Origin of the sequence: Arthrobacter sp. ZBG10 (genome assembly GCF_001238605.1) — a bacterium.
Classification (GTDB): domain Bacteria; phylum Actinomycetota; class Actinomycetes; order Actinomycetales; family Micrococcaceae; genus Arthrobacter.
In genome coordinates, this window is the sequence record NZ_LFQH01000017.1 from 1 (window position 1) to 19,144 (window position 19,144).

The 19,144-nt window shown below is 67.3% G+C and carries 15 protein-coding genes; 9 read left to right on the forward strand and 6 right to left on the reverse strand.

All coding sequences use genetic code 11. The annotated features are described in order from the left end of the window. Nucleotides 1-1,247, reverse strand: a 1,247-nt coding sequence (locus tag ACU18_RS04490) for an alpha-hydroxy acid oxidase (protein ID WP_050684347.1), incomplete at its 3' end; no start/stop codon positions are given. Nucleotides 1,248-1,344: 97 nt separating this feature from the next. Here ACU18_RS04490 and ACU18_RS04495 point away from each other — a divergent pair. Further along, entirely contained in the window at nucleotides 1,345-2,037 is a 693-nt protein-coding gene (locus ACU18_RS04495) for a FadR/GntR family transcriptional regulator (RefSeq protein ID WP_050684361.1), read from the forward strand. Between the two features lie 66 nt (nucleotides 2,038-2,103). Here the strand turns inward: ACU18_RS04495 and ACU18_RS04500 are convergent, their stop codons facing one another. Continuing rightward, nucleotides 2,104-3,138: a LacI family DNA-binding transcriptional regulator gene (locus ACU18_RS04500; RefSeq protein WP_050684348.1), complete on the reverse strand. Its 1,035-nt coding sequence runs from the start codon at nucleotides 3,136-3,138 to the stop codon at nucleotides 2,104-2,106. A 354-nt stretch (nucleotides 3,139-3,492) separates the two neighbouring features. On the opposite strand from ACU18_RS04500, the gene ACU18_RS04505 reads away from it, so the two are divergent. Genes ACU18_RS04505 through ACU18_RS04525 form a run of 5 tightly spaced genes read left to right on the forward strand, consistent with a single transcriptional unit; the run spans nucleotide 3,493 to nucleotide 9,432 of the window. Further along, nucleotides 3,493-4,929, forward strand: coding sequence for a Gfo/Idh/MocA family protein (locus ACU18_RS04505; protein WP_050684349.1), 1,437 nt, complete (start codon nucleotides 3,493-3,495; stop codon nucleotides 4,927-4,929). A gap of 31 nt (nucleotides 4,930-4,960) precedes the next feature. Next, entirely contained in the window at nucleotides 4,961-5,923 is a 963-nt protein-coding gene (locus ACU18_RS04510) for an NAD-dependent epimerase/dehydratase family protein (RefSeq protein ID WP_050684350.1), read from the forward strand. After that, complete coding sequence (locus ACU18_RS04515) at nucleotides 5,920-6,825, forward strand: 5-dehydro-4-deoxyglucarate dehydratase (protein WP_050684351.1); 906 nt, start codon at nucleotides 5,920-5,922, stop codon at nucleotides 6,823-6,825. Before ACU18_RS04510 ends, ACU18_RS04515 begins: the two co-directional genes overlap by 4 nt. Continuing rightward, nucleotides 6,825-7,934, forward strand: a complete 1,110-nt coding sequence (locus ACU18_RS04520; protein ID WP_050684352.1) for a mandelate racemase/muconate lactonizing enzyme family protein — start codon at nucleotides 6,825-6,827, stop codon at nucleotides 7,932-7,934. Before ACU18_RS04515 ends, ACU18_RS04520 begins: the two co-directional genes overlap by 1 nt. 46 nt (nucleotides 7,935-7,980) lie before the next feature. Beyond that, complete coding sequence (locus ACU18_RS04525; protein ID WP_050684353.1) at nucleotides 7,981-9,432, forward strand: aldehyde dehydrogenase (NADP(+)); 1,452 nt, start codon at nucleotides 7,981-7,983, stop codon at nucleotides 9,430-9,432. 84 nt (nucleotides 9,433-9,516) lie between these two features. On the opposite strand, the gene ACU18_RS04530 is transcribed toward ACU18_RS04525, so the two are convergent. The 4 genes from ACU18_RS04530 to ACU18_RS04545 are packed head-to-tail and all read right to left on the reverse strand — an operon-like array spanning nucleotide 9,517 to nucleotide 15,211. Then, nucleotides 9,517-10,650, reverse strand: a complete 1,134-nt coding sequence (locus ACU18_RS04530) for a M24 family metallopeptidase (RefSeq protein WP_050684354.1) — start codon at nucleotides 10,648-10,650, stop codon at nucleotides 9,517-9,519. After that, nucleotides 10,647-12,710, reverse strand: coding sequence for a DUF6807 family protein (locus ACU18_RS04535; RefSeq protein ID WP_050684355.1), 2,064 nt, complete (start codon nucleotides 12,708-12,710; stop codon nucleotides 10,647-10,649). The genes ACU18_RS04530 and ACU18_RS04535 overlap by 4 nt, the downstream gene beginning before the upstream one ends. After that, nucleotides 12,707-13,891: an acetylxylan esterase gene (locus ACU18_RS04540; protein WP_050684356.1), complete on the reverse strand. Its 1,185-nt coding sequence runs from the start codon at nucleotides 13,889-13,891 to the stop codon at nucleotides 12,707-12,709. Before ACU18_RS04540 ends, ACU18_RS04535 begins: the two co-directional genes overlap by 4 nt. Before the next feature lie 51 nt (nucleotides 13,892-13,942). Further along, nucleotides 13,943-15,211, reverse strand: coding sequence for an ABC transporter substrate-binding protein (locus tag ACU18_RS04545; protein ID WP_050684357.1), 1,269 nt, complete (start codon nucleotides 15,209-15,211; stop codon nucleotides 13,943-13,945). Between the two features lie 380 nt (nucleotides 15,212-15,591). On the opposite strand from ACU18_RS04545, the gene ACU18_RS04550 reads away from it, so the two are divergent. The 3 genes from ACU18_RS04550 (at nucleotide 15,592) to ACU18_RS04560 (ending at nucleotide 19,113) form a co-directional block, all read left to right on the forward strand. Then, the gene (locus ACU18_RS04550; RefSeq protein WP_050684358.1) at nucleotides 15,592-16,536 is read left to right on the forward strand and encodes a carbohydrate ABC transporter permease; all 945 of its coding nucleotides are present in this window, start codon (nucleotides 15,592-15,594) and stop codon (nucleotides 16,534-16,536) included. Beyond that, the gene (locus ACU18_RS04555; RefSeq protein ID WP_050684359.1) at nucleotides 16,526-17,473 is read left to right on the forward strand and encodes a carbohydrate ABC transporter permease; all 948 of its coding nucleotides are present in this window, start codon (nucleotides 16,526-16,528) and stop codon (nucleotides 17,471-17,473) included. Before ACU18_RS04550 ends, ACU18_RS04555 begins: the two co-directional genes overlap by 11 nt. 281 nt (nucleotides 17,474-17,754) lie before the next feature. After that, nucleotides 17,755-19,113: an ABC transporter substrate-binding protein gene (locus ACU18_RS04560; RefSeq protein WP_050684360.1), complete on the forward strand. Its 1,359-nt coding sequence runs from the start codon at nucleotides 17,755-17,757 to the stop codon at nucleotides 19,111-19,113. Nucleotides 19,114-19,144 lie beyond the last annotated feature (31 nt).

Consider the following 19,144-nt stretch of genomic DNA (forward strand, 5'->3'; position numbering starts at 1 on the left):
AGGATCTGCAGGGCGCGGTCCACGCCCAGCCGGCCGCCGGCCATCAGGCCGTAGAGGTATGCGCGGCCAATCAGCGTGAAGTCCGCGCCGAGGGCCAGTGCCGCGACGATGTCCGCGCCGCTCATGATGCCGGTGTCCAGGATGATCGCGGCGTCGGAGTTGTCCTTGGTGAAGGCTTCCTTGACCTCGGGGAGCAGGTGGAACGGGATGGGTGCCCGGTCCAGCTGACGGCCGCCGTGGTTGGACAGCACCACACCGTCGGCGCCGTGGTCCACCACGCGGCGGGCGTCCTCGGCGGTCTGGATGCCCTTGACCACCAGCTTGCCCTTCCAGGTCTCGCGCAGCCAGTCGAGGTCTTCGAATGTGAGGGTGGGATCGAACATGGAGTTGATGAGGTCGGCGACGGTGCCGGTGTAGCGGGACAGCGATGCGAAGGTCAGTGGCTCGTGGGTGAGGAAGTTGAACCACCAGGCCGGCCGGTAGGAGGCGTCGAGGACGGTCTTGACGGTCAGTGCCGGCGGAATGGTCATGCCGTTGCGGACATCGCGCAGCCGGGCGCCGGCGACGGCGGTGTCCACGGTGACCATCAGGGTGTCGTTGCCGGCCTTGGCGGCGCGTTCGATCAGTTCGAGGGACCGGTCGCGGTCCGTCCACAGGTAGAGCTGGAACCAGTTGCGGCCGTTCGGGGCTGCCGCTGCGACGTCCTCGATGGATGCGGTGCCCATGGTGGAGAGGGTGTAGGGGATCCCGGCGGCTTCGGCGGCCTGCGAGCCGGCGTACTCGCCCTCGGACTGCATCATCCGGGTGAAGCCGGTGGGGGCGATGCCCACGGGCAGGCGGGAGGTCTTGCCCAGGATCTCGGTGCTCAGGTCGATGCTGGAGACGTTCCGGAGGATGCCCGGACGGAACTCGATGTCCAGGAACGCCTGGCGGGCGCGGCGGAGGGTGATTTCCTCCTCGGCGGCACCGTCCGTGTAGTCGAACGGTGCCTGCGGGGTGCGGCGCTTGGCCATGTCGCGCAGTTCCCAGATGGTGCTGGCGCGCTTGAGCCGCGCCTCCTTGCTGAACTCCGGCTTTTTGAACTGCATCAGCGGGGCCAGGTCCGAGTACTTGGGGATCCGGCGCTTCAGGGCCGCGGGCACTGACTTCGCAGCGGCGGCGGGAGCGGAAACAGGCGCGGCCGGAACGTCCGTGGCGGCCGTGGCCGGTGTGGTTTCCGGATTGTTGGGCTGGATGGTGTGGGTCATGGCGTCCTCCATTGGGCCGGCAGGTCCGCGGCGGAACCTCTGTGGTCTAACCACACTGTAGGGCATGTGGTCCAACCACATCAACTACCATTGCATCATGCGTACCCACCAGCTGGTCCTGACCTGGATCGAGAACGAACTTTCCGCTGGCCGGCTGATGGTGGGCGGCCGGCTGCCGGCCGAACGGAGCCTTGCTGAGCAGCTGGCCGTGTCGCGGACCTCGGTCCGGGAAGCCATCCGGATCCTTGAAGCCATGGGGGTGGTCCGTGCCGGGGTGGGCTCGGGCCCCGAAGCCGGCACCGTGGTGATTGCGGATCCGACGGCGGCCCTGGGCTCGGCCCTCCGGCTCCACGTGGCCACCCAGCACCTGCCGGTCAAGGACATCGTGGAAACCCGGGTGCTGCTCGAATCCTGGGCGGTGTCCCAGGCCAGCCCGGACGCCCCGGGGCTCCGGAACGCTGCGGCGCTGCTGGCCGGGATGGACGAGCCGGGCCTGTCAGTGGACGAATTCCTGGCCCTGGATGTGCAGTTCCACCTGGCATTGGCGGATGCTGCCGGCAACGCCGTGGTGAGCGCCATGATGGGCTCGCTGCGCGAATCGATCCAGGGTTACGCGGGGCGGCTGACCGCCAACCTTCCTGATTGGGCGGCCACCGCGTCCCGGCTCATGGCAGAGCACCACCAGATCCTCGACGCCATTACCGCGCACGACGGCGGGCGGGCGGCAAAGCTCGTGGCGGCCCACATCGAGGGGTACTACCAGGAGGCGGGGCTGGGTCCGTCCGCATGACCCTAGGGGGCCAGGCGGCACGGAGCCAGGCGGCTGCGGAGGGTGGTCCGACCGGACCGGAAAAGCTCAGCCGTGGACTGCCTGCCGTGGAGCCTTGGCCGGTCCGGTGGAAGCCCGCACTTCCAGCCGTGGCTGGTAGCGGCTGCCCGGGGCGTCGTTGTCTTCCTTCCGGATGAGGGCCCGGAGCTGGTGCCAGGCCTGCTCGCCGAGTTCGGTGATGGGCACGGCCGCCGTCGTCAGGGCGGGGGTGGTGTACTTCGCGAAAGGGATGTCGTCGAAGCCTGTCACCGAAATGTCCCCCGGGACCTGCAGGCCGCGCTCATGTAGCCCGCTCATCAGGCCCATGGCCACGAGGTCGTTGAAGGCCAGGATTCCCGTGGCGCCGCTTTCCAGGACGGCGTCCACTGCCCCGTGGCCGGTGTCGAAGTCCGAGCCGCCTTCCAGCATCCTGACCTCCACCTGGGGGTGGGCGGCCTTGAAGGCCTCCAGGCCCTGGAGCCGGAGCCCGTTGGAGGCACTGCGGGGCGGACCGGACAGGAACGCAAGGCGGGTGTGGCCAAGTTCCACCAGATGTTCGGCGATGTCCTGGACCCCCTGCCCGTAATCCACCACCAGGCTGGGGATGTCGTCGGCATCGGTGGTCCGGTTGATCAGCACCAGGGGCCGCAATGACGGTGCGATCTCTTCCAGTTCGGCATCCGACATGCGCGGGGCGCAGAGGACCAGCCCGTCGCACCGGCGCCGGGCTTCGCCGGCCAGGATCGCTTCCTCGCTGGAAACCTCGAAGGAATCGGCGATGAGGACGCGGTAGCCGTCCTGCGCGGCGGCGCGGCTCAGGCCACGCAGGATGGCCTGGAAGGTGGGGTTGGCCAGGTCCGGGACCACAATGCCAATGGTGTCTGTTTTGCCCAGCGCCAGGCTGCGGCCCACAGGGTTGGGCTGGTACTTCAGCTCCGCAGCGGCTGCCCGGACGCGGGCGGCGATATCCGGGTCCACCGTGAAGTTACCGTTCATCACGCGGGAAACCGTGGCGTGCGAGACGCCTGCCTTGACGGCGACATCTGCGATGCCGATCCTGCCGGTTGCCGATCTCCTGACCATGGTGGTCCCTTCGTTTTATGCCGGGGCAGGGGGCGTTGGCCTCCTGCCTCCGGTGGCGGCATCCCACGCCGGGGTGCCGGGTAATGAGTCACAGCATATAACGGTGCGGGAAAACGATTTCTACTGTTTTCCCGCGTTTTCCCACACTATCCGGACAGTTTTCCGCCCGGATGGCACGACAGTGCCGAAGAAAACGGTTTCTGCCAGTGTCCATATGGTTGACGGATGGTGCCGGAGGTTGATACAAATCATATAGCGATCTGAGAAAACGCTTTCTCGCCGGGCGGAACAAAATGCCCACGCCGAACCTCCTGGAGCCGCCCACGCGGCCGGGTACACGTCGAAAGGGACCCCATGGTCAGCACAGCCGAGTCGAGTTCACCAGCAACGGCACCCCAGTCCGCTCCCACGGCCGGCACCGCTGCCGCAGGGACCGGAAAAGCCCGCCTCGCCCTGATCGGCACCGGCGGCCGGTCCGAAATGTACATCCGCGCCGTCTACGGCGAGCACGCCGGGACCGCCGAGCTGGTGGCGTTTTCCGACGTCAACCCCGGCCGGGTGGAGTTCTACCAGAAGCTGATCCAGGAACTGGGCGCGCCGGGACCGGTGGCATCGTTTGATCCCGCCGACCTCACCGCGTTCATCCAGGCCAACAACATCGACCGCGTTGTGGTCACCACGCCCGATTACACCCACGCCGACTACATCGTCGAAGCCCTGCGCGCCGGCGCCGACGTGGTGGTGGAGAAGCCGCTCACCATCGACGCCGAAGGTTGCCGCCGGATCACCGCCGCGGTGCAGGAGACCGGCCGGAACGTGGTGGTCACGTTCAACTACCGCTACTCACCGCGCAACAGCGCCCTGAAGGAGATCATCCAGAGCGGCGTGATCGGCAAGGTCACCTCCGTCGACTTCAGCTGGGTCCTGGACACCGTCCACGGCGCCGACTACTTCCGCCGCTGGCACCGCGAGAAGAAGAACTCCGGCGGCCTGCTCATCCACAAGGCCTCGCACCACTTCGACCTGGTCAACTGGTGGATCAATGACGTCCCCGAGCGCGTCTTCGCCTCCGGTGGGCTGAAGTTCTATGGCGACAAAAACGCCGCGGAACGCGGCCTTGGCCCGCGTCCGGAACGTGGCACACCCGACGCCGATGCTCCCGCCACCACGGCGAAGGATCCGTTCACCCTTGACCTGCGGGATGACGAGCGGCTCAAGGCCCTCTTCCTGGACAACGAGCACTACGACGGCTACCGCCGCGACCAGGACGTCTTCACCGGTGGCATCACCATTGAGGACAACCTGGCACTCGTCGTCGAATACCAGGGCGGTCCGCGCCTGAGTTACTCCCTGAACGCCCACAGCCCGTGGGAGGGCTACCGCGTTTCCGTCAATGGCACCGAAGGCCGCGCCGAACTTGAGGTGGTGGAGCGGGCCGCCGTTACGTCCAGCACGGACAAAAAGACGGTGGTGGACCCGAGCGCAACCCCCATCGAGGAAGACGACGCCATCCGCCGCAACGGCGAGCGCCTGGTGGTCCAGCGCCACTGGGAAGCTGCCTATGAGGTGCCGATCGTCAACGGCGAAGGCGGACACGGCGGCGGTGACGCCCTGCTGCTGTCCGACCTGTTCAACGGACCCGGCGAAGATCCGCTGGGCCGGCCGTCCGGCTACCTGGATGGCCTGCGTTCGGTATCTGTTGGCATCGCCGGCAACCGCTCCCTGGAATCCTCCCTGCCCGTCCGCATCGAAGACCTCGACCTCGGTGTCGACCTTCGCCGCGGCGCCTAGTTTCGTGCCCTGAGAACCTGAAGGAACAACCATGAGCAGGATCTTTGTTACCGGCGGCGCCGGCCGGCTGGGCCGCAGTGTGGTGGCCGGGCTCGCAGCAGCCGGGCACCACGTCATCTCGGTGGACCGGGACGCCGTCCCGGCGGACCAGTTGCCGGCCGGCGTCGACCAGGAAACCGCCGACCTCCTGGCTCCGGGCGAAGCCGCCCGGCTGATCCGGGAAACCCGGCCCGACGCCGTCATCCACCTTGCGGCGATCGCTGTCCCGTTCAGCGCGCCGGAGGACGTCATTTTCGCAACCAACACCCGGCTCGCGTTTGCCGTTGTGGCGGCGGCAACGGAGGCCGGCGTGCACAGGATCGTCACGGCCAGCAGCCCCACCGTGCTGGGCTACGGATCGCCGGCCGGCTGGTTGCCGGAGGCGTTCCCGCTGGATGAACGGACCGTCCCGAAGCCCTGGAACGCGTACGCCCTGTCCAAGCTGATCGCCGAACAGACAGTGCAGATGTTCGCTGCGGCCCAGGGCCAGGGGATCCGCTACGCGGCCTTCCGGCCCTGCTACGTGATCTCGCCCGAAGAGTGGGAAGGCGCGCCAACCCAGCAGGGTCACACGCTGGCCGAGCGGCTGGCGGACCCCGCGCTCTCCGCGCCGGCCCTGTTCAACTACGTGGACGCCCGGGACGTGGCTGACTTCCTGGACCTGCTGCTGGCAAGAATGGACACCATCCCCAATGGCGAAACCTTCTTTGTGGGCGCTGCCGATGCCTTGGCCGTTGCCCCGCTGGCGGAACTGATGCCGGCGTTCCTGCCCGGCAGCGAAGCCATCAGCGCCGGCCTCACCGGCACCAGCCCCGCCTTCTCCATCGCCAAGGCCCGGGACCTCCTGGGCTGGCAGCCCAAGCGCAGCTGGCGCACTGAACTTAAATCCCACATCCCCAACGAAGAGCCCGCCGCGCTGGTCAGCGCCGGCAACGGCCCCAAGGAGACACCATGAAATTCGACGGCGTACTGTTCTTTCCCGTCACCCCCTTCACGGCCGAGGGTGCCGTGGACACGGACCTGCTCAAGGAGCACATCAGCTCCCGGCTGCCTTTCGGCCCCGGCGCCGTTTTTCCCGCCTGCGGCACCGGTGAATACCACGCCCTGAGCCTCGAAGAGGTGGGCACCGTGGTTCGCGCCGCCGTCGAGGTTGTGGCCGGGAAAGTGCCCGTCGTTGCAGGCGCCGGCGGCCCGCTGGGCCACGCCCTGGCCTCGGCCCGGGTTGCCGAGGAAGCCGGCGCCGATGCGCTCCTGGTCCTGCCGCCTTACCTGGTGACAGGTCCCACCGACGGCCTGGTGGCCTACATCGAGGCCGTGGCGGACGCCAGCTCACTGCCGGTCATCGTCTACCACCGCGGCAATGCGAAATTCACGGCAGCGTCCATGGTGCGGCTTGCAGCCAACCCCAAGGTGATTGGCTTCAAGGACGGCCTGGGCGACGTGGGCCTGGCCCAGGAGATCGTATCTGCGGTCCGCGCCACCGGCCGGGAGGACTTCGCGTTCTTCAACGGCCTGCTGACTGCGGAACTGACCCAGGGCGCCTACCGGGGCCTGGGCATTCCGCTCTACTCCTCCGCCGCGTTCGCGATGGCCCCTGAAATCGCCAAAGCGTACTATGACGCCTACATTAATGGTGACGAGGACCGGCGCAACGCCCTGCTGGAGGGCTTCTACGCACCCCTGGTCCGGCTCCGCGACCAGACCCCCGGCTTCGGCGTCTCGCTGATCAAGGCCGGGCTCCGCCTGGCTGGGCTCCCCGTGGGCCCCGTCCGGCCGCCGCTGACCGACCCCACCGAGGACCAGGTCCTGGAGCTCAAGGCCATCCTCGCCAAGGGCTACGAGCTGGCCGGCAGCTGATGAGCGCCCCCGCCGCCGGGGCGGTCCGCACCGCACCGAGGATCACCGGGCTGTCCACCCGGCTGATCACGGTGCCCCTGCGCCTGAGCTGGGGAGCGGACGCGCCGGAAAACCACGTGATTGTCACCGAACTCCACACGGACGACGGCGGCACCGGCCACGGTTTCTCCTGGACGCCAACCATCGGCCCGCACGCCGTCAAGGCGTTGCTGGACCACGACATTGCCCCGTTCATCACCGGGCTCCCGGCCCACCCCGAAACGGTGTGGGACGCCTTGTGGAAGCGGCTGCACGAAGCGGGCGGCGGCGGGCTCACCACCATCGCCATGGCCGGGGTGGACCTTGCCCTCTGGGACCTGCAGGCGCGGCAGGCCCACACCTCCGTTCCCGGCCTGCTGGGCCAGCGGCAGGAATCCGCCGAAGTCTACGGCTCCGGTGTCAACCTGCACTACACCCTTGACGAACTTGTGGACCAGACCCGCCGCTGGGTCGCCGCCGGGCACCGGGCCGTGAAGGTCAAAGTGGGTAAGCCGGACGTGCGCGAGGACGCCGAACGCCTGGCAGCAGTGCGCTCCGTGCTGGGGCCGGACCGCAAACTCATGATCGACGCCAACCAGCGGTGGGACCTGCCCACCACCTTCAAAGCACTGGACGTTTTGGCTCAATTCGGCCTGGAATGGCTGGAGGAACCCATCCGGGCCGACGACCTGTGGGCCTACCGCAGGCTCCGCAAGCATTCGCCGGTCCCTATCGCCCTTGGCGAAAACCTGCACACCATTTACCGGTTCCGCGATTTTATTGAAGCGGAAGCGGTGGACATCATCCAGCCCAACATCATCCGGGTAGGCGGCATCACGCCGTTCCGGCGGATTGTGGAACTGGCACGGACCAACAGCATCAAGGTGATGCCGCACCTGCTGCCCGAGCTTTCGGGGCAACTGGCGCTGACCCTGGCAGAGCCCACGCTGGTGGAGGATGTTGAACAGGCATCCTTTGAACAGCTGGGCATCCTGGCCGGACCGGCGCCGGTGACCTTCAGCAACAGCCGGGTGAGCCTGACGGACCAGCCCGGCCTGGGATTCAGCTTCCGGGATCCCTGGCAGCCCTGATCGATCCCGCAGCCACCACACCAGATACAAGGAACAGGTACCCAACGTGACTACTGCAACGCTTTCCCTGTCAGACCTCACCGCCGCAGCCACTACGGCGGCCAGGATTTCGGCCGCCGCATCAGACGCGGAGCGGGCCGCCTGGCTCACGGCCGTGGCTGATGCACTGGATGCCAACTCCGCCGAACTGGTGGAGATCGCCGATTCCGAGACCCGCCTGGGTGTTCCGCGGCTCACCGGCGAGGTGGCCCGCACCTCCGGCCAGCTGCGCCTGTTCGCCAAGGTCATCACCGAGGGCTCCTACCTTGAAGCGGTCATCGACCACGCTGACCCGGCCGCCACGCCGCCCAAGCCGGACCTCCGCAGGCTGCTGAAGCCGATCGGCCCGGTGGCTGTTTTTGCCGCGTCCAACTTCCCGTTCGCGTTCTCCGTAGCCGGCGGCGACACTGCCTCCGCACTGGCGGTGGGTTCATCAGTGATCGTCAAGGCGCACTCCGGCCACGTCCGGCTGTCCGAGCGGACCGCGGAGATCGTGACCGCAGCCCTGCTCGGTGCCGGCGCCCCTGAAGGCCTGTTTGCGCTGGTCAGCGGCCGCGAAGTGGGTACCGCGCTGGTCCAGGATCCCGCCATCAAGGCCGTGGGCTTCACCGGATCCATTCCCGGCGGGCGGGCGCTCTTTGACCTCGCCACCTCCCGGCCCGAACCCATCCCGTTCTACGGCGAGCTGGGCAGCCTGAACCCCGTGGTGGTCACTGCCGCTGCGTTGGAGAACCGCTCCGCCGCCCTCGCGGCTGGCCTTGCGGGTTCCTTCACCCTGGGCGCCGGCCAGTTCTGCACCAAGCCGGGCCTGGTGTTCATTCCGGCCGGCACCACGTTTGCCGCCGACCTCGCCGAAGCCAGCAAGGACAAGCCTGCCTTGCCGATGCTGACCGGCAGGATCGCCGAGGCCTACCCGGGCGGCCTGCACAGCTTCGCTGCCGTCCCCGGCGTGGAGGTGGTCAGCGGCAGCGTTGACCAGGACGCCGCCGCCAACGGTGCAGCCCCGGTGATCTTCTCCACCACCGCAGCCCACGTGCTGGACCGCCCCGAAGAACTCCTCGAGGAGTGCTTCGGGCCCACCACCATGTTGATCGAGTACACCAACCAGGCAGAGCTGGCCGAGGTCCTCGCCAAGGTTCCCGGCAGCCTGACCGCCACGGTCCACGCCGAGCCCGGCGAAGACGTCGCTTCTGTGGTGGAACAGCTGGCCGGCCTGGCAGGACGCGTGCTGTTCGACGGCTGGCCCACCGGGGTGGCAGTCAACTGGGCGCAGCAGCACGGCGGCCCGTACCCGGCCACCACCTCACTGTTCACCTCGGTAGGGGCCACCGCGGTCCGCCGGTTCCAGCGTCCGGTGGCCTACCAGGATGCCCCCGAATCGGTGCTGCACCCCGCCCTGCAGGACGCCAACCCGCTGGGCATCCCGCGCCGCGTGGACGGCAAGCTGGTCCTGCCGTAACTCCAGGGACCTGCAGCAGGCTGCTTCATTCAACAGAAAACCCCGGGACGGATGTCCCGGGGTTTTCTGTCTGCCGGGCAGGCCCTACAGCTGCAGCGTGAGGGGCCGTGCCAGCCCGTTCACGGTGGCCGCGGGCCAGCGCGGATCAGCCGTGAGGACCTGGACGCCCGAGCCGGTCAGCTGGACCGTATCCTCGATCTTGACGCCGGGTCCTGACGGGTTCCACGTGAAGGGCTGGTCCTGGACCACGGTATCGGTGACAGCAGCCGTGACCCGCGGATCCCGGCCCGCGTAGCCGGCGGGGCCGCCCTGGTGATGCTGTTCCCACTGCTCGGCGCCGAAGCCGTGCCGGACATAGGCGGACTTGATCTCGGTAAAAACCCGGTCAAGGGTGGTGCCGGGGACGGTGGCGTCGAAGATGTCGGCTTCCACGGCCGCGATGCGGGCCTCGGCGTCGCGCTCGGCCGGACTGCCGGCGTCGAACCTGACCCACCGGGTGATGTTGGCAACCAGGCCGTCCCGGCGGGCGCACACCACGGCCATGGCGCGGCGGCCCAGCGGCGAGTGGGTGGCCAGCGGGTGCCGGAACTGGCTGCGGGCGCTGCCGTTGCAGAGCAGGACCAGGGGCTCCGCACCGGCGGCCACCACCCGCCCGGCCAGGGCTGAGGCGATGTCGAACTCCGTGGTGCGGGGTTTTGCGGTGGACAGGACGTCCGTCAGGATGGCAGCCAGTTCGGCGCCCAGCCTGGCGTAGCGGTCGCTTTCCGCCGGCAGCAGCTGCTGCCTGGCCGCCCGGAGTTCCGCCGCGACATCAGCTTCGGCCAGGGGAGCTGAGCCGGGTGCCCCCAGGGCTGCCGCGGCCTCGTGCAGGCTTCCGTACCAGGGCGCCGTGTGGAGGGCGACGCCGGACGGCAGCTCCTCGGCGGCGATCCGGCCCGCTTCGTTGTTGAAGGTGACCAGGTGGTCGCCGTCGCGGTCCACCAGCATCGCGGCAACGGGGTCGCCGGCGAGGCTGATGTGGACGCGGCTGCCGTCCAGGTACCAGGTGAGGGCCGTGTGGGTGGAGAGCAGCAGGGAATCCCGGCCGGCCGCGTCCAGGATGTCCAGGACCCGGCGCCGTTTGATGGCCCGGTCCGCCGCGGAGGCAGGGGCAGCGCGCGTGCCGGACTCAGGTGCGGGTGGCTGCAGCTGGCCGGGGTTAACTGTTGTCTGACTCATGTGAGGTCCCTTTGCTGCTTGATCAGTGCTTCGATGTCGGGGGTGCCCAGGATGCCGTCCGCCACCAGGACGGTGACGCGGCGCCGGACGGGATTGCCGGGGGCGGCGATAACCGGGGTGTCCCAGGCGAGCGACTGGCCCACCCCGGGGTAGCCGTCAACGCGGACGAACCACGGGTCCGTGGAGCCTGTTTCGGCGAGGAAGACCAGCGTGGCACCGGCCGCGGCGCCGCCGTCGTCCGTGGTGAAGGAACCGGACCAGGCCAGCCAGGGCGCCACGCTGCCATGGACAGCGGACTCGCCCTCGCTGGCAGCGGTCCGGACGGAGGCGTCGGTGCAGGCGGGGAACCGCCAGAAGAAGCCGCCGTAGCCGCCTTCGTGGCGGCCGTTGGAGCCCGGGCTGCCCAGGCTCACGGGATGTCCGCCGGCGGGGGAGAGCGCGAAGTCCAGCCCCAGCTGCCACACGCCGGGCCCGACGCCGCACCAGGACCAGGTGCGTTCCTCCACCAGGACGGGGGTGCCGTCCGGGCCCTGCCAGGACAGGGTCTCCTGCAACGTTCCCGGCTTCCCGTCCGCTGCGTCGGTCTGCGCCGCGGCGGTCACCGTGATGCTGCCGTGGTCAGGACGCCAGACGTACTGGCCGGCTGCGCGCGTGTAGGTGCGGCCGCCCCAGAAGTTGATGCCGTCCACATCCTGGAGGGCCACGCCGGCGCCGAGGTGCCACACGTGGTCCAGCGGCTGGTGGTCCGTGACCACGGTGCCCGCAGCGGTCCGGACAGGGTGCAGGTAGGGCCGGGGTGAGGACACCGCACGGATGCGGCTGCCGTCCTGGTACCCGGCCACGGTGTGGCCGGACAGCTTCAGGGTTCGTGCGGGCGGCAGGGAGCGTGCCCAGGGGACGCCGAGTTCTGCAAACGTCGCCTGGGACTTGGCTGCCCGGTCAATGAGGCCGGCGATGCCGTGGACCACGGGATGGGCGTCGTCGCCTTCGCCCTCCCAGGTCAGGTGCGCGTCGGGGATGGCCTGCGGGTCCGGGGCGGTACGGATGGCTTCCAGGACAGCGGTGAACGCACCGGTGTCTGCAAGGGAACTGAGGAGCGGAACACCGGTGGCCCGGGCCGCGAGCAGGTTCTCCAGCAGGTCCGTCCGGGTGTGCTGCTGCCGTTCTTCGCCTTCCGGGGTGCTGATGACCACCTCGTCCCGGGTGTAGAACAGGGTGATCTCGCCGCGGGTTCCGTGGATGGTGACGGAGGGGTCCAGTTGCGTGGGAGCGCACAGGGTCACGGCGCACAGCAGGATGGTGCCGGTGGCGGTGCGGACCCGGAGGACCGAGGTGTCGTCGCTTTCGGTGTGATGGGCCCGGTAAAGGTCAGCCTCCACCGAGACGACATCCGCCAGCGTGTGGGCCCCGGCCAGGTGCAGGCCCGTGGCCACGGCATGCGCCAGGGCGTTGGTGGCCACGCCGTCCACCACGTCGACGCCGCCCAGGTTCCGCTTCCCGGCCCAGCGGGAGCGTTTGAAGTATCCCTTGGTGCGGAGCCACTGGCCTGTGGCGCTCAGCCCCAGCACGTCACCGATGGTGCCCGCCGCGACGAGTTCCCGGATGGCCGGCAGCGCGGTGGAGCCGAGGCTCTGGAAGCCCACCTGGACGCGCCCGCCGGACGCCTCTGCGGCGGCCAGCATGTCCTGGAACCGGGCCAGCGATGCTGCCGGCGGCTTCTCCACGTAGACGTCCACCCCGGCCGCCAAGGCAGCGATGGCCAGGGGCGCATGGGTCTGGATGGGGGTGGCGAGGATGACCACGTCGGCGCCCGGTCCGTCGGCGAGCAGGGCGTCCAGGGTGGGGAACACGGCCACCGAACCGGCAAGTTTGCCTGGTTCCGGCGGGTTGGGGTCGGCGACGGCCACCAGTTCCAGGGCGCCGGCTGCTTCCAGCCGCGCGAGGTTTGCCAGGTGGCGCTCGCCGAAGCCGTGGACGCCTACAAGCGCGATGCGCGGAATGGCCGGCGGAGTGGCTGCTGCAGCCGGGGTGCCGTGTTCAGCGGTTGATTGCTGGGTCATGAATGGGGTCCTTGGGGGCTGGAGGGAATGCGGTGGGAGGCGTCGTCTGCAGGTAGAGGGGCGGTGGCGCCCAGGGTGCGGCCGAGGAATTCGAAGGCCTGGTCCTGCATGGCGGCCGTGAAAACGTGCCCGCCCGGCCAGAACGCTCCGGTGTACCTGTCCGCCGGGTGGAGGTTTTCAAGGATGGTGTGGGCCTGGCGCATGCCGGCTTCGGGAAACAACTGGTCGGCCAGCGCGTACTGGACCAGGAAGGCCGCGGCAGGGGAGCGTGCGGTGAGTTCGGGCCAATCGCCCAGTTTCCACAGCCCGGGTGTCTGCAGCAGCCAGGAGTGGGCATCGAGGTAGGCGGGCAGCAGCGATTCGAAGGTAGTCATCATGCAGGTGATGGCCGAGGCGCGGATCGCCGGGGTGAGCGCAGCCAGTGCAAGGGACCGGCCGCCGCCACCCGAGAAACCCATGCAGCCAAGCCGGCCGGCGTCCACGCCTGGCAGGCCGGCCAGGATGTCCAGTGCGGCGAGATCGTCATGGGCCACCATCCCGGCCAGGCTGGTGCCCAGCAGGCCGGCCGTTTTGGCGACGGTGTCCTCGTGGATGCCCGCGGCAGCGTTGTACAGGTCAGCTTCGGAGGGCACGACGCCGTCCTGCCGCCATTGCGCCCGCCTTGCCTCCAGCCCCGCCCCGGTCCGCCACGGCGGGGTGGACAGGTCGAAACCGCGGCTGCCCCAGGCGAACGAATCGTGGGCCAGGACGGCGAATCCCCGCCGGGCGGTTTCCGTGGCCAGTGCCTGTCCGTCGTACAGGCCGGCCCGGGCTGCGGCCGCCGACGGGTGGCTGTCCGGCAGCTCCACCAGCCGGTCCGCGCCACCGAACTTGTTGCCGCCGTGGCAGTGCAGCGCCAGTACCCCGGGGAGCTGGCCGGAACTGCCGGCCGGCCGGACCAGCCAGCCAGTGGTGCGGGGGCCAAAACCCAACTGCCAGCTGAGCTGGGAGGTGGTGACGCCGTCGTGCTCTTCCTCCCACTGCACTTGCACCTGCGGCGCTGCCGACGCGCCGGGAACTCCCAGCGCGTCGGCGAACTCCTGCGAAGCCGGCGTTCCGGCCCGGTACCGCGGATGGGCCCGGACATAGGCAGGCCAGTCCTCGTAGGCGGCAATCGCGCTGGGCCGCACTGTGTTGTTCACGAAACAGCCTCCGGACTGTGGTTGATGTGCACTGGCGTTACGTGGGGCCGGTCAGCCCAGGTTCTGGTTGACCTCGGAAATCATGGCCTTGGCGGCCTCCTGTGGGGAGACCTTCCCGAACAATACGTCCGTGTTGTACCGGTTCAGTACTTCCAGCGTGGCGGACGAGCCTGCGGGGAACGGCAGGGGAGCGGACACATTGAGCTCCGCGATGCGGTCAAGATAGCCCGCCTCCTTCTGCTGGGCGTCCTTCAGCAGCGGCAAAATTCCGGCTTTGAGCTCGGTGTTGGCCGGCATGCCGCGGTCGCTCTTGATCTTGGTGGCAGCGTCCATGTTGTTGACCAGGTAGTTGATGAACAACGCTGCTTCCTTGGACTGGGCGGACTTGCCGGAGATGGCGTATTCCATGGAGGAACGGAGCCACGCGCCGGGCTGCTTGCTCTCGCCGGGCATCTTCATCATGACCAGCGGCGCACCGGAGTAGGACGTCATCTGGTTGCTCCAGGAAATCTTCATGGCCTGCTTCCCCTGGCCCATGAGGGTCAGTTCGGGCTGGGCCGAGCCGTCCTCCACGGTCTGGGATGCTGACGGTGCCCCGCCGGTGTCCATCAGCTTCTTGTTCAGCTCGAACCAGCGGGCCAGGGTGTCCTCGCTGATGCCCATTTTTTTGCCGTCGTCGGTGTAAAGGGTTTCGTTGTTCTGGCGCGCCCACACGGCAAGGAACGAATCGTTGGACATCGGCGTGGTGCCGAAGGTGCCGGCCGGTGACTTGCTGGCCACTTCGGCCGCGATGTCCACGTAGTCGTCCCAGGTCCAGGTCTCGTCATCCGGCAACGGCACACCGGCGGCCTCGAAGACCACCGGATCGATGACCATGGACATGGAGTTCACACCCGCGGTGATGGTGTACTGCTTGCCGTCGATCTTGCCCAGATCCACGGTACCTTCGGCGAACTTGGACGTATCCAGCTGCTCGCTGACGGTGCCGAGGTCAAGCAGCACCCCCCGGCTGGCGTATTCGCTGGGGTAGGAGCCGCTCATGGCAAAAACATCAGGGGTGGTGCCACCGGCGATCTGGGTGGCCATCTTGTCCCAGTAGGAGCTGAACTCGGTGTTTTCGCCCTGGACCTTAATGGTGGGGTTGGCGGCCTCGAAGTCCTTGATCACGTCCAGGGTGGTCTTGGCGCGGGAGTCGTTGCCCCACCAGGCGAACCGGATGGTGACCGGATCATCCACGGTTCCCACCTTTCCGGCCTGCGGACTGCTGCCGCAACCTGTCAGGACCATTGCCAGTGCCGCCGTCGCCCCGGCAACCCCCATTACAGATCTATTAAGACGAAACCGCATTGTCCTGCCCCTTTGCTTGTGTGATCTAGTGTTGAGTGACGCCCAACACAGAAAACGTTTTCTCAAAAACTAACAAAGGGCTATACAGGAGTCAAGAAAGCGTTTACTTTGGTACGGAGCCGCTTTTTCGACGGCACCACTCCTGCAGCGCAGGGCCACCCGTTTTCCGGTACACGGATGCGGCGGGCCCGGCGGCAGGGGGTGCTGAACTTATCGCCCTCGGCGATTTTCACCTACGTGGAGGCCACGATGACCAAAGGAGACCACATGGCCGCGAAGCACATACCCAGGACACCGCGCCCGGCAGGAATGCCGGCAGCAGCGGTCCTGATGACAGGGACGGAGTCCCCGCAATGAGCGCCATGAGCGAGCTCAGCTCCATCAGCCGGCGGAAGGGCAAGATCACCGCCGAGGAAAAGAAGGCCAACGGCCGGGACAACAAGGCCGCGTACATCTTCCTGCTGCCGTGGCTGGTGGGCCTGGTGGCCATCACCATCGGCCCCATGCTGATGTCCCTCTACCTGTCCTTCACGGACTACAACCTGCTCCAGCCGCCGGAATGGACCGGCCTGGAGAACTTCACCCGGATGCTGACCGACGCGCGCCTGCACAACTCGCTGGGTGTCACGTTCACCTACGTGTTCATCGGCGTTCCGCTGCAGCTGGCGGTGGCCCTGCTCATCGCGCTGGTGCTGGATAAGGGCCTGCGCGGCCTTCCGTTCTACCGCTCCATTTTCTACTTGCCGTCGCTGCTGGGCGGTTCGGTGGCTGTTGCCATCCTCTGGAAGCAGATCTTTGGCACCACAGGCTTGGTCAACCAGGTCCTGGCGATGTTCGGCATCCAGGGGCCGGGCTGGATCTCGGATCCCAGCACGGCGCTTGGCTCCATCATCCTGCTGCACGTCTGGACCTTCGGCGCCCCCATGATCATCTTCCTGGCCGGCCTCCGGCAGATCCCGGTGATGTACTACGAGGCAGCCAAGGTTGACGGCGCGTCCACCCTCCAGCAGTTCTGGCGGATCACCCTGCCGATGCTGAGCCCCATCATCTTCTTCAACCTGGTGCTGCAGATCATCGGATCCTTCCAGTCGTTCACCCAGGCGTTCATCGTCTCGGGCGGCAACGGCGGACCCTCCGACTCCACCATGTTCTTCACGCTCTACCTCTACCAAAAGGGATTCGGCCAGTTCGACATGGGCTACGCCTCGGCCATGGCATGGTTCCTGCTGGTCATCATCGGTGTATTCACCGCCATCAACTTCATCGCTTCTAAGTATTGGGTTTTCTATGACGACTAAGCTGGAGACGCTGCCCACCCCGGAGAAGAAGTCCGGAGGCGCCGGCAAGCCTACGAACAACCGCAAGGCCCGAGTCCGCGAGTCCAGGGGAACCCTGGCGTTCAGCCGGGCCCAGCGCACCAAGGCGCTGACGAAGCATGCCATCCTCATCCTGGCCGGCGGCCTGATGATCTATCCGCTGCTGTGGATGGTGGTGTCCTCCCTGCGGCCCAACGAACTCATTTTCCGCGACCCCGGCCTGTGGCTGAGCAGCCTGGAAATGTCCAACTACACGGACGGCTGGTCCGCCCTGACCCACCCGTTCGGCCACTACATGCTCAACTCCGCCATTGTGGTGATCGGCTCCATCCTGGGCAACCTGATCTCCTGCTCCATGGCCGCCTACGCGTTTGCCCGGCTGCAGTTCACCGGCAAGAAGCTGTTCTTTGGCATCATGCTGCTGACCATCATGCTGCCGTTCCACGTGGTGATCGTCCCGCAGTACATCCTGTTCTCGCAGATCGGCTGGGTTAACACCTTCTGGCCGCTGCTGGTTCCCAAGCTGCTTGCCACTGATGCGTTCTTCGTGTTCCTGATGGTCCAGTTCATCCGCGGCATCCCCAAGGACCTGGACGAGGCGGCCCGGATCGACGGTGCGGGCCACCCGCGGATCTTCCTCCGCGTGATCCTGCCGCTGATGGTGCCGGCCCTGGCCACCACCACCATCTTCACCTTCATCTGGACCTGGAACGACTTCTTCGGCGCCCTGATCTACCTCACGGACCCGGACATGTTCACCGTTCCCGTGGCGCTGCGGGCCTTCGTTGACTCGCAGTCCGCCACGAGCTGGGGATCACTGTTCGCCATGTCCATCGTCTCGCTCCTGCCCGTGTTCCTGGTGTTCCTCTTTGGCCAGCGCTTCCTCATCAAGGGCATTGCCACCACCGGCATCAAATAGGCCTGCTGCCCCGCAGCACCAGCCCTCCCGCAAGCGGGCGGCCCGTCGATCCGGCGGGCCGTCCGCTTGTCCGCTGTCCGGATGAGGCCGCTCCCGGGACTTTCCGGTCGCGTTACCGGGCTGCCGGGTCGGGCCGGAAAATTGCCGTGAAAACGTCTTGTAATACAAGTTAGCCACTTGTACTATTAGGTCCAGTAAACGTTTTCGCAGTAACCCGGCGGCTCACGCCCAACATCCCGCATGAATCCCCAGCACCAGATCAACGAAGATCGGAGTTACCAGTGCAGCTCTTTTCCCGCACTGCGCCGGCCGCCAAAAAGGCAGCAGCCGCACCATCCCACGGCGCTCCCCGCCGAATCCGCAAGACGGCCCTGGTGGCCGCGGCCGCAGCCGCCGTCATGGCGCTCAGTGCCTGCGGCGGAGGCTCGGCACCGCAAAGTGCCGACGGAACCGTGGAACTTCGGTTCTCCTGGTGGGGCGGCGACAAGCGCGCCCAGCTGACTCAGGACGCGATCGCCAAGTTCGAAGCCGAAAACCCCAAGATCAAGATCAAGCCCGAATACGGCGACTGGAGCGGATACTGGGACAAGCTGGCCACCCAGGTGGCAGCGAACGACGCCCCGGACATCATCCAGATGGACGAAAAGTACATCACGGAGTACTCCAGCCGCGGCGCCCTGCTTGACCTGTCCAAGTACGACATCGACACTGCCAAGCTTGATGAGGCAGCCCTCAACGCAGGCAAGAGCGAAGACGGCCTGACCGGCATCGCCGCCGGCATCAACGCCGCCACCATCCTGGCCAACCCCAAGGTCTTCGAAGCCGCCGGCGTTGCCCTGCCGGATGATGCCACCTGGACCTGGGCCGACTTTGAGCGCATCGCGGCTGAGATCACGGAGAAGTCGCCCAAGGGCACCTACGGCGCTGCGGCCTACGGCACCGACGAAGCGTCGCTGGGTGTCTGGCTCCGCCAGGACGGAAAGTCCCTTTACACCTCCGACGGCAAGCTGGGGTTTGAACCCCAGGACATTGCACAATGGTGGGCTTTCCTGAAGGACATGAGCAAAAAGAAGGCTGTCCCTTCAGCCTCCGAGGTAGTCGAAGCCGAAGCTGCGGCCCTGGACCAGAGCGGCCTCGCCACCGGCAAAAACGGCATGGCCTTCTGGTGGTCCAACCAGGCCCCGGCTTTGGAAAAGGCTTCGGGCAGCGACCTGAAGATCCTGCGCTTCCCCACCAACACCGGTAAGGCCGACGACGCCGGCCTCTGGTACAAGGCATCCCAGTTCTGGTCCGCGTCCTCGCGGACCAAGCACCCTGAAGAGACCGCCAAGTTCATCAACTTCCTGGCCAACAACGTCAAGGCCGGCGAATCGCTCCTGGCCGACCGCGGCGTCTACCCCAACACCGACGTCCGGGCAGCAATCGAGCCCAAGCTAACGCCTGCCGACGTCAAGGTGGTCAAGTTCATCGACCAGATCAAGGACGAGCTGGGCGAGGCTCCGGCGCCGCCGCCGAAGGGCGCCGGCGCCATCCAGGAGATCATCAAGCGCTACACCTCGGAGGTCCTCTTCGAACGGTTGTCCCCTGAGGACGCCGGCAAGAAGGCATCCGACGAAATGAAGTCAGCCATCAGCAACTAGGTTTCAGTTACAACACCCCGGCCCCGGCAGG

Bases quoted from the DNA above. Each gene is read 5' to 3' on its own strand.
- ACU18_RS04495 (WP_050684361.1), top strand. From the start codon at position 1,345: ATGCGTACCCACCAGCTGGTCCTGACCTGGATCGAGAACGAACTTTCC.
- ACU18_RS04500 (WP_050684348.1), bottom strand. From the start codon at position 3,138: ATGGTCAGGAGATCGGCAACCGGCAGGATCGGCATCGCAGATGTCGCC.
- ACU18_RS04505 (WP_050684349.1), top strand. From the start codon at position 3,493: ATGGTCAGCACAGCCGAGTCGAGTTCACCAGCAACGGCACCCCAGTCC.
- ACU18_RS04510 (WP_050684350.1), top strand. From the start codon at position 4,961: ATGAGCAGGATCTTTGTTACCGGCGGCGCCGGCCGGCTGGGCCGCAGT.
- ACU18_RS04515 (WP_050684351.1), top strand. From the start codon at position 5,920: ATGAAATTCGACGGCGTACTGTTCTTTCCCGTCACCCCCTTCACGGCC.
- ACU18_RS04520 (WP_050684352.1), top strand. From the start codon at position 6,825: ATGAGCGCCCCCGCCGCCGGGGCGGTCCGCACCGCACCGAGGATCACC.
- ACU18_RS04530 (WP_050684354.1), bottom strand. From the start codon at position 10,650: ATGAGTCAGACAACAGTTAACCCCGGCCAGCTGCAGCCACCCGCACCT.
- ACU18_RS04535 (WP_050684355.1), bottom strand. From the start codon at position 12,710: ATGACCCAGCAATCAACCGCTGAACACGGCACCCCGGCTGCAGCAGCC.
- ACU18_RS04545 (WP_050684357.1), bottom strand. From the start codon at position 15,211: ATGGGGGTTGCCGGGGCGACGGCGGCACTGGCAATGGTCCTGACAGGT.
- ACU18_RS04550 (WP_050684358.1), top strand. From the start codon at position 15,592: ATGAGCGCCATGAGCGAGCTCAGCTCCATCAGCCGGCGGAAGGGCAAG.
- ACU18_RS04555 (WP_050684359.1), top strand. From the start codon at position 16,526: ATGACGACTAAGCTGGAGACGCTGCCCACCCCGGAGAAGAAGTCCGGA.